This window comes from Acidimicrobiales bacterium (assembly GCA_040219515.1).
Classification (GTDB): domain Bacteria; phylum Actinomycetota; class Acidimicrobiia; order Acidimicrobiales; family Aldehydirespiratoraceae; genus JAJRXC01.
In genome coordinates this window covers 273,808-289,891 of the sequence record JAVJSI010000014.1, presented here as the reverse complement: position 1 = coordinate 289,891, position 16,084 = coordinate 273,808, and the positions used below count along the sequence as shown (strand labels likewise).

General features: G+C 68.7%; 15 protein-coding genes. 9 read left to right on the top strand and 6 right to left on the bottom strand.

What is annotated here, in order from left to right; translation table 11 throughout:
- The first annotated feature begins 21 nt into the window (after window positions 1–21).
- Window positions 22–552: a hypothetical protein gene (locus tag RIB98_14710; protein MEQ8842232.1), complete on the top strand. Its 531-nt coding sequence runs from the start codon at window positions 22–24 to the stop codon at window positions 550–552.
- Between the two features lie 632 nt (window positions 553–1,184).
- Here RIB98_14710 and RIB98_14705 read toward each other — a convergent pair.
- Window positions 1,185–2,213 (bottom strand): potassium channel family protein, encoded by a 1,029-nt coding sequence (locus RIB98_14705; GenBank protein MEQ8842231.1) that lies wholly within the window; start codon window positions 2,211–2,213, stop codon window positions 1,185–1,187.
- Window positions 2,214–2,332: 119 nt separating this feature from the next.
- On the opposite strand from RIB98_14705, the gene RIB98_14700 reads away from it, so the two are divergent.
- From RIB98_14700 to RIB98_14685, 4 genes are all read left to right on the top strand, one after another.
- Window positions 2,333–2,746 carry a hypothetical protein gene (locus RIB98_14700; protein MEQ8842230.1) on the top strand — a complete coding sequence of 138 codons (414 nt, stop codon included), beginning with the start codon at window positions 2,333–2,335 and terminating at the stop codon, window positions 2,744–2,746.
- A gap of 98 nt (window positions 2,747–2,844) precedes the next feature.
- Window positions 2,845–4,041: an FAD-binding domain-containing protein gene (locus RIB98_14695; GenBank protein ID MEQ8842229.1), complete on the top strand. Its 1,197-nt coding sequence runs from the start codon at window positions 2,845–2,847 to the stop codon at window positions 4,039–4,041.
- Window positions 4,038–4,433 (top strand): DUF2256 and DUF3253 domain-containing protein, encoded by a 396-nt coding sequence (locus tag RIB98_14690; protein MEQ8842228.1) that lies wholly within the window; start codon window positions 4,038–4,040, stop codon window positions 4,431–4,433. Before RIB98_14695 ends, RIB98_14690 begins: the two co-directional genes overlap by 4 nt.
- A 478-nt stretch (window positions 4,434–4,911) precedes the next feature.
- Window positions 4,912–5,346 (top strand): hypothetical protein, encoded by a 435-nt coding sequence (locus RIB98_14685; GenBank protein ID MEQ8842227.1) that lies wholly within the window; start codon window positions 4,912–4,914, stop codon window positions 5,344–5,346.
- A gap of 147 nt (window positions 5,347–5,493) precedes the next feature.
- Here the strand turns inward: RIB98_14685 and RIB98_14680 are convergent, their stop codons facing one another.
- Both RIB98_14680 and RIB98_14675 read right to left on the bottom strand, forming a co-directional pair.
- Window positions 5,494–5,628 (bottom strand): hypothetical protein, encoded by a 135-nt coding sequence (locus RIB98_14680; protein MEQ8842226.1) that lies wholly within the window; start codon window positions 5,626–5,628, stop codon window positions 5,494–5,496.
- Window positions 5,629–5,904, bottom strand: a complete 276-nt coding sequence (locus tag RIB98_14675) for a GlsB/YeaQ/YmgE family stress response membrane protein (GenBank protein ID MEQ8842225.1) — start codon at window positions 5,902–5,904, stop codon at window positions 5,629–5,631.
- Between the two features lie 149 nt (window positions 5,905–6,053).
- On the opposite strand from RIB98_14675, the gene RIB98_14670 reads away from it, so the two are divergent.
- The 4 genes from RIB98_14670 (at window position 6,054) to RIB98_14655 (ending at window position 12,799) form a co-directional block, all read left to right on the top strand.
- Window positions 6,054–7,292, top strand: a complete 1,239-nt coding sequence (locus RIB98_14670; protein MEQ8842224.1) for a saccharopine dehydrogenase NADP-binding domain-containing protein — start codon at window positions 6,054–6,056, stop codon at window positions 7,290–7,292.
- 67 nt (window positions 7,293–7,359) lie between these two features.
- Window positions 7,360–8,004 (top strand): TetR/AcrR family transcriptional regulator, encoded by a 645-nt coding sequence (locus RIB98_14665; protein ID MEQ8842223.1) that lies wholly within the window; start codon window positions 7,360–7,362, stop codon window positions 8,002–8,004.
- Complete coding sequence (locus RIB98_14660; protein MEQ8842222.1) at window positions 8,001–10,460, top strand: PEP/pyruvate-binding domain-containing protein; 2,460 nt, start codon at window positions 8,001–8,003, stop codon at window positions 10,458–10,460. Before RIB98_14665 ends, RIB98_14660 begins: the two co-directional genes overlap by 4 nt.
- A gap of 161 nt (window positions 10,461–10,621) precedes the next feature.
- Complete coding sequence (locus tag RIB98_14655; protein ID MEQ8842221.1) at window positions 10,622–12,799, top strand: S8 family serine peptidase; 2,178 nt, start codon at window positions 10,622–10,624, stop codon at window positions 12,797–12,799.
- Window positions 12,800–12,837: 38 nt separating this feature from the next.
- Here the strand turns inward: RIB98_14655 and heR are convergent, their stop codons facing one another.
- The 3 genes from heR to RIB98_14640 form a co-directional block, all read right to left on the bottom strand.
- Complete coding sequence (heR, locus tag RIB98_14650; GenBank protein MEQ8842220.1) at window positions 12,838–13,632, bottom strand: heliorhodopsin HeR; 795 nt, start codon at window positions 13,630–13,632, stop codon at window positions 12,838–12,840.
- Between the two features lie 83 nt (window positions 13,633–13,715).
- Complete coding sequence (locus tag RIB98_14645; protein ID MEQ8842219.1) at window positions 13,716–14,645, bottom strand: aldo/keto reductase; 930 nt, start codon at window positions 14,643–14,645, stop codon at window positions 13,716–13,718.
- 60 nt (window positions 14,646–14,705) lie between these two features.
- Window positions 14,706–16,082: an oxygenase MpaB family protein gene (locus tag RIB98_14640; protein ID MEQ8842218.1), complete on the bottom strand. Its 1,377-nt coding sequence runs from the start codon at window positions 16,080–16,082 to the stop codon at window positions 14,706–14,708.
- Between the last annotated feature and the right edge of the window lie 2 nt (window positions 16,083–16,084).

Here is a 16,084-nt window from a genome sequence, read left to right as displayed (position 1 = left end):
CACTCCGATCCGAGGGAACACATGCCTATCGACGAACCCGTACGCCTGCGTCTGCACCGACGCCTCTCCGAGCTTCTTGACGCGGAGCTCGCCGATGCCATGATGGAGTCCATGCCGCCCATGCGTTGGGACCAACTCGCCACGAAGGACGACATCGATCGTCTCGACGCGAGAACGGAACGCATCGAACGAACACTCGTCGACCACGGCGAGCGGTTCGAGCAGCTCACCAAACACGGCGACCATCTCGAGAACCGGATCGATGCACTCGGTGAGCGCGTCGAGAACCGGACCAGCGCGCTCGGCGAACGCCTCGAGAGCCAGATCGACGCGCTCGGCGAACGCATCGAGAACCGGACCAACGCCTTCGGCGAACGCATCGACGCGCTCGGCGAACGTCTCGACGCCCAGCTCCACGGCTTCTCGGGTGAGCTGGCGCTGCTCGAGGGGCGACTGTCGGTGCGGTATGCCGAGACGACACGCATGATCGTCTTCGCCATGATGACGCTGTTCGTCGGCGTCGTTGCGGTGATGGCCACCACCCTCGCCTGACACGACGCCGGCATCGTGGACGCGCCATCGCGCGGCCTCCCCGCGGAACAAGTGCCGTCGTTTCGCGACTGGTGGGCCGAATTCATCTCGACCAGGGTCGGTGTTCGACCGGCGACCCGCCTGCGTGACGAGTCGATCTTTCGGTGTCAACCCGATACGGGGACTCTCGCTGCCCCAGGTGCCCCACAAGGAGCCCAGGTTCCTCGAACCCGGCGAGCTCGCGGCCCTCCGAGCCAAGAGGGTCCACGCCACGACCGCCACGATCGTCGTCACCGAAACGCGGACCCTCAGCCGCGACGGCACACCGAGCTTCGGCCCAGCGAAGCCGCCGGACTCCGCGGCCTGCGGATCCACGATCTTCGCCACACCTGCGTCGCGATGTGGAGCCGCTCGCTGGCGTCACCTCGAGCCGCCGCCAAGTGGGCAGGACATTCGAACCCGGCGCTGGTCCTCGGAGTGTACGGCGGCGTCTTCGACGACGAGAGCGATGCCGTCATGCAACGGCTCAGCGAGTACGCGACACCCCCAGATCACCAATGAGTCGGTGGCGACCCACGAGCCCGCAATGGCGTCACTCTGATACCGGACGGGCGGGGGAGCTTCAGCGAAGCGGTTGTCCCGACCCATCGATGTCAGACGGACTGCTGACCGACGTCGTACGACGGGCGCAACACGATCAGCCGGTCACCGTCGCGGACGCCGTTGGGATCCAACCCGAGATGCGCGGGAAGGCGAACGCCGTTCCTGACGACCGCCAGCAGCGTCGTCGCTTCGGGCACCGCCGGGGCCGGACCTGACGTGTCGGGATCGACCTCCGCCAACTCGAGGCCGGTGCCTGCGTCGATGATGTCATCGAGCACGCCGACCGCGCTGGGAGCCACGGTGGCCAGCGCCAGCATGCGACCGACGGAGGCCGTCGAGTCGATCACCTCGTCGGCACCACCCTGGCGCAGCAGGTGAAGGTTCTGCTTCTCACGACCGCCGGTGACGATGTGCGCGCCTTCGTTCAGTTCCCGCACGGTCAACGTGATGAGGACGGCAGTGTCGTCGCGATTGGGGGTCACCACGACCGCTCTCGCCCGATCGATGGCCGCCTGCTGAAGGATGTCGTTCTCGGTGGCGTCTCCTTCGATCGCGACGATGCCGAGCTTGGCCGCCGCGGCCAGCGCGGCGGCGTCGCGGTCGACGGCAACGATCTCCTCGGCCGCCACCCCCCGGCTGAGCAACTCGGCGGCGGCGCTGTGACCGGTCGAGCCGAATCCGCAGATGACCACATGATCGTTCACTTGCTGCCTCCAACGTCGGGCCTTGATGAGTCGTCGTGATTGATCGGTCAGCACCTCGACCGTCGTGCCCACGACCAGGATCAGAAACAGGATGCGGGCCGGGGTGATCAGCAGGATCGTGGCCAGCCGGGCACCGTCGCTGAGGGCGGTGATGTCGCCGTAGCCGGTGGTGGTGACCGTGACCGACGCGTAGTAGAGCGCATCGAGGAACCCGATCGTTTCGCCGGTCACATCCACGTAGCCGTCGCCACCCAGCACCACGACGAGCGCGACGAACACCACCAGTCCGAGTGCGAACCCGACGCGGCGGGCGATGGCGTGCAGCGGCGCCAACTGGCGGCGCGGGACCCTGACGCGATCGATCGTCGATCTCATGGACACGCGGCCAGTCTGGCGGGTGGCCCGCCGTCGATCGGGGACCGATCACCTCCGGCCGGGCCCGCCAGTAGCGTGTGCACCATGCGGATCGGACTCACCGGGGGAGCGTCGAGCCCGTGAACGGCGACCTCACCGACGAACAGCGGCGCCTCGCGGCGGCGGGCGACCTGAACGTGCTCGCCCTGCTGATGCTGGTCGGCAGCACGCTCTTCGCGCTCGCCAACCAGTGGATCGGCACGATGAGCTGGCTCGCCGTCGCTCTGTCGATCTCGTCGACGCTGGCGTGGTCGCTCGGCCTCTGGCGCCGTTCGCCGATCACCACCTCATTCGTCAAGATCGGATTCGGCGTGAGCGGCCTCGTCGCCCCGGTCGTCGGTCTCGCCGGCGTCGTGGCCGGTGTCGCCGGTTTCGGTTGGGGATGGGCGCTGCTCGGTGCGGCGATCGTCTACCTCGTGTTCTCGGTGCTCGGGCTGGAAATCATCGAACGAGCCCACGCCACGGGGGTCGTCGATTCCTACTCGCCGGACTGAACGCTCACCGGATTCACCAACCTGCGGTTCGGGACGATTCGTGTTCATCAGTCGTGGCCGCGTGGCTCGGAATCGCCACAATGATCAACAATGACCAGGTGACCAGACTCGAGCTTCCGTCCCCTACCCGCAGCTCGGTCGAGACGTTCGTGACGGAGAACCTTGGCCACCTCGTCGACCGACCGGTCATCGGGTCCCCGTCGATTCGAGGCGGCCAGGGGCAGGCCGACGCCGCGCTCACCGGCTTCGACGTGACCCGATACGCGGCTCGGCGCAACGAGGTCGACCCACCCGAACGACGCGGCGCCTCCCGGCTGTCGCCCTACATCCGCCATGGCCTGTTGAGCCTCGGGGAGGTCTGGGACGCCGTCGGCGGCGGCCCCACGCGAGATGTGCGGAAGTTCCGGGACGAGCTGCTCTGGCAGGAGTACGCGCGGCACTGGTACGCACGGCTGGGTCACGCCACCGCACAACCGCTGCGGCAACAGCCGGTCGCGACCGAGCCGGGCGACGGGTGGGACCGGATGCTGCCGTGCCTCGATCTCGTCGTCGCCGAACTCGAGCAGGACGGGTGGCTCGTGAACCAGTCGCGCATGTGGCTCGCGAGCGATTGGACGGTCCGTAACGGGCAGGACTGGCGCCGCGGCGAGGATCGGTTCTTCGCTCACCTGCTCGACGGGTCGCGCGCGGCCAACCGTCTCGGCTGGCAGTGGACCACCGGGTTCGGATCGTCGAAGGCCTACGGCTTCAGCCGCCGGCAGGTCGAGAAGCGCGCCCCGCAGTGCTGTCGACAGTGCCCTCACCGCGCTGCGTGCCCCATCGAGGACTGGCCGCCTGACAGACCGACCGAGCCGGTCGAGTGGCCTGCGGAAACCGATCTCACCGGTCCGAATCAGGTCGTCACGATCGCGGAGCCGGAAGCCGTCTGGCTCACCGCGGAATCACTGGGGCACGCCGACCCGGCACTGGCCGCACACCCCGATCTGCCCGTTGTGTTCGTCTTCGACGAGCCGTTGCTGGCGCGCCTGCACCTCGACGGCAAGCGACTCGTCTTCCTGACCGAGACACTCGCCGAGCTCGCGGAGATGCGAGCGGTCGAGCTCCACCTGGGTCACCCGGCCGTCGAGCTGGCGGGTCGGGCGCTCGCGGTGACCCACGCGCCGGTCCCCGGGTTCCGGACGAGGGCCGCCGCACTGCAACCGGTCGAGACCCACCCGTGGCCCTGGCTGCGAACGCCAGGCCCGGGGTCGGTGCGGTCGTTCAGCGCGTGGCGCAAGCGGACCGCGCCGTCGTGAGTCGAGACGCGGGTCGTTCCGCGCCGGTCAAGGTGTGCGCGTCGTGCGGCCGGGAAATGGTGTGGCGCAAGGCGTGGGCGAAGAACTGGGACGAGGTGAAGTACTGCTCGGAGGCGTGCCGACGTCGCAAGATCGGTCCCGCGGACACTGCACTCGAGAACGCCATCGTCGAACTGCTCGACCAACGCGCCAACGGTGCAACGATCTGTCCGAGCGAGGCGGCCAGGTTGGTCGATCCCGTGGGCTGGCGAGAACTGATGACGCCGGTCCGCTCTGCGGCGAACCGACTCGTTGCGAACGGGCAGATCGAGATCGTGCAGCGGGGTCGGGTGGTCGATCCGTCGAGCGCGAAAGGTCCGATTCGGCTCCGCCGTGCCAGAGCTCGGCCCTGAGCCGATGCGTTCCGGCGCGACCACGGGCCCCCACGGCTCCCGGCACCTCCACCGGGTGTCACACTCGCCGCCGAGGTTCGCGGTCACTTCCCCCTCGTCGCACTTCGAACCACGAAGGAACACATGCCCTGTCGACGAACCCGCACGCCTGCGGCTCCACCGGCGCCTGTCCGACGGATCGACGCACTCGGCGAACGCTTCGACGCCCAGCTCCACAGCTTCTCCGGTGAGATGGCGCTGATCGAAGGGCGCCTTCGGTGCGCTTCGCCGAGACGGCACGCATGATCGTCTTCGCCATGATGACGCTGTTCGTCGGCGTCGTCGCGGTGATGGCCACCATCCTCGCCTGACACGGCACCGCCGTCGTGGCTGCGCCATCGCGCGGCCGGCCAGAACCCTCGAGCCACCCGCGGTCACACTCCCGCCCTACGGTGACCACACGGACTTCCCCTCCACATGCCGAACCGGGAGGAGCCCGATGCCCGTCGACGAGAACACCCGCCTTCGTATCCGCCAGTACCTGCTCGAACTGATGGACGAGGACGCTGCGAATGCCATGATGGAGTCCATGCCGCCGATCCCGTGGACGCAGCTCGCCACCAAGGACGACATGGCGCGCCTCGACGGCCGGCTCGTGGGCATCGACCGCCGTCTCGACAGCACCAACGAACGCATCGACAACGTCGCCGACCGACTCGACAGCACCAACGAACGCATCGACAGCACCAACGAGCGAATCGACAACGTCGCCGACCGACTCGACAGCACCAACGAACGCATCGACACGATGAGCGATCGGATCGGCGATCTCTCCAGAACCGTCACCGTCGGGTTCTTCTCGATGGCGCTCACACTCGCGGTGTTCATGATCGGGACGCTCGCCTCGCTCCTCGCCGCCGGCGCCTTCAGCTGATCCGCCCCATTCCGCAACGGGCGTCAGCCGAGCGACCGCGGCCGCAGATGGGCACCCACGCCGGCGTCGCTGCGGCCGACCGAGCGGATCTGGCCACTCGTCGACCGCTCGTCATGATGAGAGTCGACGAGAGAACATACGACCGGCTCAGGTGGGCGGCTTGGGCACCTCGGGCATGGGGGGCTTGGTCGGATCAGGGGTGATGGGGCGGTCGGGACCGGGACCGGGCGGTGTCCCGGGCCCGCCGCCACCGTCGCCGGCGGGATGGTCCGGCGAGGTCATTCAGCTCACCGTTCGACGGTCGCTGATGGCGTTGTAGGCGAGAAGCACGATCACCGCACCGATGATCGAGCCGATCACACCGGCGGCCTGGATCGGGCCGTCATCGAGATCGGTGCCGAAGAGCAGGTAGCCGAGGAAGCCGCCCACCAACGAACCGACGACGCCGAGCAGCCACGTGCCACCGATGCCGAGGGGATCGGGACCGGGGACGAGCAGTCGGGCAATCGCCCCGAAGACGAGGCCGAGAACGAAGAGGACCAACAAGAACCACAGCATGAACGATTCCTTCCGTGTGAGAGAGGTAACGGTTACCTACCCAGTCCGGGCGGGTCGAAACCCCGAGATCGCCGGCGCCGGCACCTCCGACAGGGTGGGCCGGGCGGGCGGAGGCCGGGCGCCGGGTGAGAGCACCTAGTGTCTCGACCATGTCCACTCCTCCTGCTGATCGCCCCTACGACATCGTGGTCTTCGGCGCCACGAGCTTCGTCGGTCAGATCCTCTGCCGGTACCTGGTCGACCGGCATGGGATCGACGGCGACCTCCGCTGGGCGATCGCGGGTCGCAACGGGGCCAAGCTCGGCTCGGTCGCGGCCGAAACCGGCGCCGACGTGCCCCGCATCGTGGCCGACGCCGCCGATGCCGACGACGTGGCTTCGCTGGCGACGTCGGCCCGACTCGTGATCTCCACGGTCGGCCCCTACGCGCTCTACGGATCAGCACTCGTGGCTGCATGCGCCACGGCCGGCACCGACTATTGCGACCTCACCGGCGAACCGCAGTGGATGCAGAAGATGATCGACGCCCACGGCCCGGCGGCCGAACAGAGCGGCGCCCGCATCGTGCACTCGTGTGGGTTCGACTCAATCCCGTCGGACCTCGGCGTGTGGTTCACCCAACAGGCGGCGATCGGGCGGTTCGGTCTGCCGTGCTCTCGCATCGCCATGCGGGTCAAGGCCATGAAGGGAGGGGCCAGCGGCGGCACCATCGCCAGCATGATGAACGTCATGGAGGAAACGGCCGGCGACCCGGGCCTGCGCAAGCTGCTCGCCAACCCCTACGCACTCGCCCCCGACGGCATGCGCACCGGCGTGGATCAGCCCAACATCGTCGTCCCGAAGAAGGACGACGCGTCGGGCGAGTGGGTCGCACCGTTCGTGATGGCGGCGATCAACACCCGGGTCGTACACCGCACCCACGCGTTGCTGGACCGGCCCTGGGGCGACGACTTCCTCTACGACGAGGCGATGATGATGGGGGCCGGCCCGCTCGGCGCGGCCAAGGCTGCAGGGCTCGCCGGTGGTCTCGGCGGGTTCATGGGCGTCGCCGCCTTCGGCCCCGCCCGCAAGCTCCTGGGCCGGGTACTCCCCGAGCCCGGCGACGGCCCCAGTCCCGAGGCGCAGGAAGCCGGCTTCTTCGACATCCGGTTGTACGGCACCACCGCCGACGGCGGCACCATCGACACCAAGGTCACCGGCGATCGCGACCCGGGCTACGGATCCACCGCGAAGATGCTGGGCGAGTGCGCATCGGTGCTCCTTGCCCGCCCCCGCACCGGCACTGATTCGGTGCCCGGCGGGTTCTGGACCCCGACCACCGCCCTCGGCGATCACCTGATCGAGGCTCTCCGGACCCACGCCGGCCTGACGTTCGAGATCCTCTCGTAGGGCTCGACGAGGCGAGACTCGACGAGCGCTCATTGCACACTTTGTGCACGTTGCGTATCATCCGTGCATGAAGGATCTGCGCACACGACAGCGAGCGCTCGGGCGACAGGCGATCGTCGACGCTTGCGCCGCCCTCGTGACCGAGCGTCACCACCTCGATTTCACGATGAAGGAGGTGGCCGAACGGGCCGGCGTGTCGCTGCGCACCTTGTACAACCACTTTGCCACCCGTGAGGACATGCTCGACGCGCTGGGCGAGGTGGTCAACGAACGGACAAGGGCGCTCGGCCAACGCCAGGCCGCCGACCTCGAGACCCTTGCCGACTTCACCGACGCCGTCGCCATCAACTCCACGATTTTCGAGCAGCTCGGCGGCATCAGTGAGGCTTTCGCTCAGATGCCGCTGGGCAACGTCGGCGGCGACCGGGACCGGGCCGCACGCACCGCGCAGCTCACCGAGTTCCTCGCCGCACAGATGCCGTCGGCGCCGACCGCCGATGCCAACGCGATCGCCATCATGCTGCGCCATCTCGCCAGCCACCGCAGCTGGTTCTGGTTGACCAAGGAATACGGCCTCACCTCCGACGACGTTGCTCGACTCGTCAACTGGGCGACCGAGACGCTGATCGACGCGGCCGAACACGGCCGACTACCCGACCCCGGGTCCGCCACGAACAAGCCTGAGAACACCCGCACCAAGGGGGCCACATGACCACACCCATCGCATCCACTGCCGGCTCGGCGCTTCCCCCGTTCGCCATGGTCGACCTCGACGACCCCCGCGCCGCGGACGCCGACGTGGCCGGCACGAAGGGGGCCGGATTGGCTCGATTGCGGTCCGCCGGATTCGCCGTGCCCGACGGTGTGGTCCTCCCCGTCGGTATCGCCGCCGCCTGGCCCGACGGCGAGGCACCGGCGACGATCGCGGCTGCGGTGGCCGACGCGTGCAGCCGTCTGGACGGACCGCTCGCCGTACGCACGTCGACCACGTGGGAGGACGGCACGACCCGGGCCCACGCCGGGGCGACCGCCACGGTGCTCGACGTCACCGGGACCGAGGACACGCTCGCCGCCATACGCCACTGCCTCGACGAATCAGCGCAGGCCGGCCGTGAACACGGCGCCGCCGGAGAGATCGCGGTCGTGCTCCAGCACCTCGTGCCCGCGGAGTGGGCCGGCGTCGCCTTCAGCGCCGACCCGATCACCGGTGCGCGCGACGTCGTGCGCGTGGCCGCCACCTCCGGCCTCGGCGAGGCGCTCGTGCAGGGCGAGGTGATCGGCGCCGACCTGACCGTTCGCGGCACCCGGGTCGACGTGGCCGGCGGCACCGCGAGAACCGGCCAGGCGCAGGCGCTACCCACCGAGATCGCCCTGCGGGTGGCCGACGCCGCTCGTGCCGTCGAGGCCTCGTTCGGTCGCCCGCACGACATCGAGTGGGCCATGGCCGACGACACCCTCTGGCTCGTCCAGGCCCGGCCCATCACGACGCTCCCGATCCAACCGGCTCTACCCGAGGGCAACAACTGGCAGAAGGACACCGCCCACTATCCCGAGCCGATGACGCCGTTCGGCTGGTCGCTGCTCTGGGCCTGCGACGAGGACGTCCGCGCGGTGTTCGACGAGGTGGGCATGCTCATCCGAGGTCTTGAACAGGTCTTCGTCGGCGGCGAGATCTACGGCCGCGTGATGCCCGCGTTCGGCGATGCCGACGGCGCCGGCAAGCCCCCACCCGCATTCGTGCTCGGCATCGCCTCCCGGCTCGTTCCCGAACTCCGTCGCCGCACCGCCATCGCCCGTCGACTCATCGCGGACAACCAGGTGCAGCGCTGGGTCGACGAGTGGCACGACCACGACCGGGCGCACATGGCCGGCCGCGCCGCCGACCTCGCAGCCATCGATCCGGACACGCTCGACGACGCGGCCCTCGCCGCCCACATGCGCGCGGCGGTCACGCTGGTCAAGGACGGTCAACGGATCCACTTCCGTCTGGTGATGCCCTGGGCCCAACGCCTGCACGCGCTCAACACGCTGGTGGCGGAGGAACTCGGCTGGGATGATGCGGCAATCGCCACGATGTTGGGCGGCCACTCGGCCGCCACCCGGGCCGCCGACGATGCGCTCGACGACATCCGAACGCGTATCCGCCGCACCGACGGCGCGCTCGCCGCCCTCGAAGCCCGCCCCGGCGAACCGGTCGACGCGCTCGCATCCGTGCATGCCGATCTCGCCACCCAGGTCGACGACTGGGTGGCCGAACACGGTTGGGCATCGGTCAACTACGACGCCGGCATGCCAGTTCTGGCCGAGCGTCCCCGCATGGTGACACAGCTGCTGTTGGCCGAACCCGAGGCGGTCGACCATGCTGCGGCGATCGACGCGGCCGAGCGCGCCCGGGCCGCGTTCTCCCCGGCCCGGCGGGACGAGTTCGATCGGGTACTGGCCGCCGCCCGCGCCGTCTATCCCCTGCGCGACGACAACACGATCATCGTCGGCGACCGGCCCCTTGCCGTGCTGCGGCTCGCCATGCTCGAGTCCGGGCGACGGCTCGCTGGGTGCGGCACCATCTCCACACCGGCCGATGCCGCGTACCTCACCGTCGACGAGCTCTGCGACGCGCTGACCGCTCCGGCCGCCAGCCCGGACCCGGCAGACCTCGCCGCCCTGGTCGTGCAGCGGCGAGGCGAAGAGGCATGGGTCCGCGCCAATCCCGGTCCAGCCACCATTGGCGCCCAGGGCGAACCGCCCGATACGAGTCGACTCCCTCGAGCACTGCGCCAGGTGAACGAACCAGTGCTGTGGGTCGTCGCCCACGAATACCCCGTCGTCGGACCGCCGCCGGCCGATGACGACGTCATCCTGGCCGGGGTGGCCGCATCCGCCGGTGTCGCCGAGGGCACGGTACGGGTGATCCGGAGTCACGCGGACATGCATCGACTCGTCGACGGTGACGTGCTCGTCTGCCAGGTGACGAGCCCGTCGTGGGCACCCCTGTTCCCCTTGGCCCGGGCCATCGTCGCCGACGGCGGCGGCGTGCTGAGCCACGCGGCGATCGCCGCCCGCGAGCACGGCATCCCTGCCGTGCTCGGCACCGGCACCGCCACAAGCACGCTGCGCGATGGGCAACGAGTCCGAATCGACGGCACCCGAGGTCTCGTCCTGGCGGAGTGACGGCGGGCCGCGGCACCGACGCTGGAGTAGCCCGTACCGATCTGAAATGATGGGCGGACACTGGCAGCTGACCACCGAAAGTGGTACCACTGTCACTCGGCGGTGCAGGGCGTGCCGATACAAGGCGAGGCGATCACCCACGGGTGATACGGGAGATCACTATGAACGGGCGACCCATTCTCCGACGGACCGGGGCGATCATCGCCGCCGCGGCACTGGTCGCCGCCACGATGGCGGCAACCGCCTCGGCGTCCGACCCGACCACCGGCGCACCAGCCACCCTGCCACCGACGCCGGCCAAGGACGGCTCGACGCTGTCCAGTTCTGACCTGCGAACCGCGGTCGAACTCCTCGACGATGGCCTTTCGCTCAGCGGCGCGTCACCGACGCAGGAGGTTCTGGTCGAGGTGCACTACGTCGACACCACAACCGCGGGCGAGGCTCGTTCACTCGTCACGGCGGCGGGTGGCACCATCACCGGCGAGGTCGACGGCTGGCTGATCGAAGCCTTCGTCCCGGTCGACCGCCTCGAAGCACTCGAAGCACAACCGGCGATCAAGTACCTCACCGTGCCCCGCGAGTCCGCCATCGAAGACGGCGCCGGCGCAACCAACGCGGCCGGTCCCGGCCAAGCGGGCGGCACGACCGGCGATCACGTCGTCGAGTCGAATGCCGACGACTGGCATGCAGCCGGCTGGGACGGCTCCGGCGTCACAATCGGCATCATCGACGTGTTCCACGAAGCCAACTGGAACGCCGCCGTCGCGTCGGGCGATCTGCCGCCGGCGTCGGGCACGTTCTGCCGAGTCAACGGCGGATCGTGCAGTGTGTTCGACGCCAGCAACAACCACGGCAACAACGTCGCGGAACTCATCCACGACATGGCACCGGGTGCCGAGATCTACATTGCCCTCGCCATCTCCACTGCCGACACCCAAGCCGCGGTCGACTACTTCGACGCCAACGGCGTCGACATCATCTCCCGTTCCCTCACGGCGCAATATGACGGACCCGGCAACGGCACGGGCCCGCTCGCCGCGGTGATGGACAACGCCGTCGCCGATGGCATGCTCTGGCTCAACTCCGCCGGAAACAACGCCAGCGCGTCCGGCGCCTCCGGCGGGTCGTACTGGCGCGGCCAGTGGGTCGACCAAGACGGTGACGGCTACATCGAGTTCGCCCCGGGGGACGAGACCCTCGGCTTCTTCTGCGGATTCAGCAATGGTGTGCGCTGGAGCGACTGGGGCGACCCGAACGCCACGGATTACGACATCCAGATCCTGGACTCGTCCTTCAACGTCATTGGCGGAAGCTACGACGCGCAGCCCACCTCCGATCCCGTCGAGCAGTTCGACACCTGCGGCCAGACCGGCAGCATTGCCTACCTCACGATCCGACTCTTCTCCCCCAACGGTGGTACCAACGGTGACGTGCTCGAGTTCATGCTGAACTCGAATGGATTCGAGCACTCCTCGAACCCGTTCAGCGCCTCCGGCCCGGCGTCGGACTCCGCCAACCCCGGCGCGATGTCGATCGGCGCGATCGACCCCGCCACCGGCAACGCCATTGCGACCTACAGCTCGCAGGGTCCGACCAACGACCTGCGGGTCAAGCCCGACATGAGTGGGCAGTCCTGCGTCGCCACCAGCCTCACCGACTGCTTCAACGGCACGAGTGCCGCCACCCCCGTCGTCGCCGGCGCCGCTGCGCTCGTGCTGCAGTCCCGATCGGCGACCACTCCGCCGACCCTTCGATCGTTCCTCCTCGACCGCGCCTCCGCTGACCGCGGCGCCGCCGGGTCGGACAACGTGTTCGGCACCGGTGAGCTTCTGCTCCCCACTCCCCCGACAGAGCTCGTGGCCACGGCCCCGGGCGCGCCCACCGCGGTCACCGCGGACCGCACGACCACGTCGGCGACGGTGTCGTGGACCGCGCCGGCCGACGACGGTGGCGACCCTGACCTCACCTACACCGTGACCGGTTCTCCCGGCGGATCGTGCACGGCCACGGCCCCGGCAACCTCGTGCGTCGTCAACGGCCTGATCAATTGGGTCACCTACTCGTTCACCGTCACGGCCCGCAACAGTGCGGGCGTCAGCGCGAGCTCGGGACCGTCGACCGCCGTGCTGTCGGCCCTGCTCGTCGACTGCAGTTCGCCCCTGCCCCACCCGTTCCGCGACGTCCCGGCCGGCTCCTTCGCCGGTGGCGACATCGGCTGCATCGCCGGACTCGGTGTCACCACCGGTACCTCGCCGACCACCTATGCGCCGGCGGACAACGTGACCCGCGAACAGATGGCCGCCTTCATCGCCCGCCTCTACCGCACCATCACCACCTGACCAGCCCTCTTGGGGTCAGACCCCCGTTGCAGTTGGAGTCAGATCAGGGTGTTGACGAAGATCTGCCAGGCGAGCGCGCTCTTGGCCACGAGGCTGAGCACGATGTAGACGGTCTCGCCGTAGACGTAGTCGGCCCAACGCCCGACCCGGCGGTACTGCAACCACTGGTTGATGGCAAACACGTTGAACAGTACGAAGATCGTCACGATGATGCCGTAGACGAACGTCGGCGGACCCTCGGCGCCCTCCCGGTTGACGTTGATCACGAGATACGTCGCGATCGCCAACCACGGGGCGATGCCGGCGATCGACCCGAACCAGAACGGCGTCCACCAGGTGGGCCGCTCGGCGTCGTTGACCATCTCCATGATCCAGCCGAACAGGATCATCGCCGCGTTGACGAACGCGATCGCGATGAGCGCGGCAAGATCGGTGATGCCTGTGACCAGCGCGATGAGAACGATCATCAGCGTCGACGACAGCGCGTACTCGACCCAGCGGAACCGGTTGCGTCCATGACGGAGTTCCGAGGCATAGGCGCCGAAGCCGACCGTGCCGATCAGGAAGTGGAAGAAGGCCGACAGGAAGAGGAACGCTGCGGTTCCCCAGGCGAGCGGCACGCCGGTGACGACGTCGATGGTGCCGTCGGCGATCGGCGTGCCGGGCGGACCGCCGAGGCTGAACGAGCTGACCTCGAGCTCGAAGTCGTTGCCGAGCACGACCATCAGTGCACCGGACACGAGATGGAGCGCGCCCATCAACAGGTTGAATCGGCGTAGTCGACTGAGCCGAGTGTCACCGATGTCGACGGTCTCTCGTTCGAAGTTCAACATAGGCAGGATCCTTCCCCCTGCCCTACGGCACCAAACCCGTCCCCGGATGCAACGGGGGTCTGACCCCGGATGCAACGCTGCTGCTACGGGAGGAGGGACTCAAGGGTCGTACGGTCGTCAGGGGTCATGGGCCAGGAGCCGGCGGCGACGTTGCCGGTGACCTGTTCGACCTTGGTGGCGCCGGAGATGACAGTGGCAACCTGCGGGTTGGACGTGAGCCAGCTCATGGCTGCATCGAGCACGGTGTGGCCCCGCTCGGCGGCCCAGGTCGAGAGCGCGTCGACGGTGGCCAGGCGCTCGTCGGTGATGAACGCGCCGGCCCGGTCGCCCCATGCCGCGAGACGGCTGTCCTCGGGCAGATCCTCGCCGGCCTTGTACTTGCCGGTCAGCAGACCCGATTCGAGAGGGAAGTACGGGACGAACCCGATCGAGTGACGGGCACAAGCATCGAGCACGCCGTTGGTCTCGGGGTCACGGGTGAGCAGGCTGTAGTGGTTCTGCACCGTGACGAATCGGGCCGACCCGGCAGCCTCGGACACGGCCGCGGCCTCGTCGAGCTGTTCGGCCGAGAAGTTCGAACAGCCGATCTCGCGGACCTTGCCCTCGCGCACCAGCTCGTCGAGCGCTGCGAGCGTCTCGGCGATGGGCGTCGCCGGGTCGGGATTGTGGAACTGATAGTGGTCGATGTGGTCGGTGCCGAGCCGACGCAGGCTGCCCTCGATCGCCGAGCGCACGGCCTCGCGGGTGCCGTTGGCCGGGCCGTTCTCCACCGGCAGCATCCCCCACTTGGTGGCGATGCACACCTGGTCTCGCCGACCGGCCAGCGCGGCCCCGAGGAACTCCTCGGACTTTCCACCGCCGTAGCCCTCGGCCGTGTCGAAGTAGTTGATCCCCGCCTCGATGGCCGCGTCGACCACCTTGCGGGTCTGGTCGGCGTCGATACGCATGCCGAAGTTGTTGCACCCGAGGCCCACCGCCGAAACCTCGAGCCCACCGATCTGTCGTGTGTCCATCCGCCGATCATGGCCCACACGAACCCGCGCGGGAAACGCCCGGGAAGGAGCGCCGGGAAACTACACGGGCACCTCGACCTGATAGTTCCCGGGTTCGGTCACGAAGTCGGCGTGGCCGTACATCTCGAGAAGCCGGGCGAGGCGTCGGTTGAGGCGGTCGTCGACCATGGGTCCGACCACCGGCAGACGCAGGCCGACGTTGTAGCCCAGCGTCTTCACGCCGATGACACCCATTGCGGCGCCGGCTGCCACCTTGTCCATCAGCCCGAACTCGATCCCCATCGACCCGGCCCGCGACGCGTCGCCGCTGAGGAAGCTGTTGATCAGCACGAACCGCGAGAACCCGTTCTCGAGCCAACCGTGCGCTCGTCCTCGCCACGTCGACCGATCGAACAGATCAGCGTCCATGGTGCCCCGCACCAGCACGCCGCATGTCTCGTCGTCGTACGCCTCGCGCAGCGAGATGTGGCGGGCGACGAGCAGGTCGACGATCTCCTGGGGCGTGTCCCCCAGCAGATCCTCGGGCAGGCCGAGCAGGAAGCAGCGGTAGCGAGCGAGCTCGACCGTGGCCTTCTGGGCGGGCGTGAACTCGGTCTTTCCCTTGGCCAACAAGCGAGCCGACATCAAGAACGTGCCGATCGTGCCGGCCGGCATCTGGTCGACCTGCGGAATCGGGATGCCATAGGTGGCGACGTCCCAGCGTCCCGACGACATCAGGTGGAAGCGCACCATCGAGTGCATCAGCCGCACCTTTGCAGCGGCTTGGAAGCCCTTGCCGTCTCGCTCGAGCGCGCCGGGCATCGTGGTGGCGGAGAAAAAGCTGGCCGTCTCGAACACGCGCTTCGCGGCTGCGGCATCCGACCCCGCATTCGACGAGAGCGCGCCCGTCATCGTCATCGGCAGGGCCGCGTACTTGTTCAGGAACGTGGCGAGGAAGGCGCCCCGGATGGCGAAGGGTGTGGCCGTGGCCATGGGCACCCGCTCGGCTCGAGCGCCTTGTGCGACGAGGTCCATGTCGACCCAGTCCGGGGTGGCCTCCATCGCCTCGATGAACGCGTACAGCTCGGGCGGCGCGCCGTCGACGTTCTCGACGCCGTGCTCGCAGGCCCGGTCGAGCAGGTCCACCAGCGCCCGGAAGCCGTGCTCGGGGATGAGCGCGGCGTAGGCGTCGACCACTCGGTCGCCGGTCATCGTGTAGTCGTGGATCGTCTGCAGGAGCTCGGGTCGGTCGAACACCCGCACCGCCGCGTCGCGCAGCTTTGCGAACCGCGGGTCGTCGACGGTCGCGGTGGCGTCGAGCCGTTCCGGCACGATGGAGAAGTCGACGTCGCCATAGATCCCGGGCACGTCGTCGCGCTGCCGCAGCACACGCTCGCCGTAGATGTGACCGTCGCGGGCCGGTGTCGGCTGGGCTTGCTGGGTGACTCGGGTGCTCACTC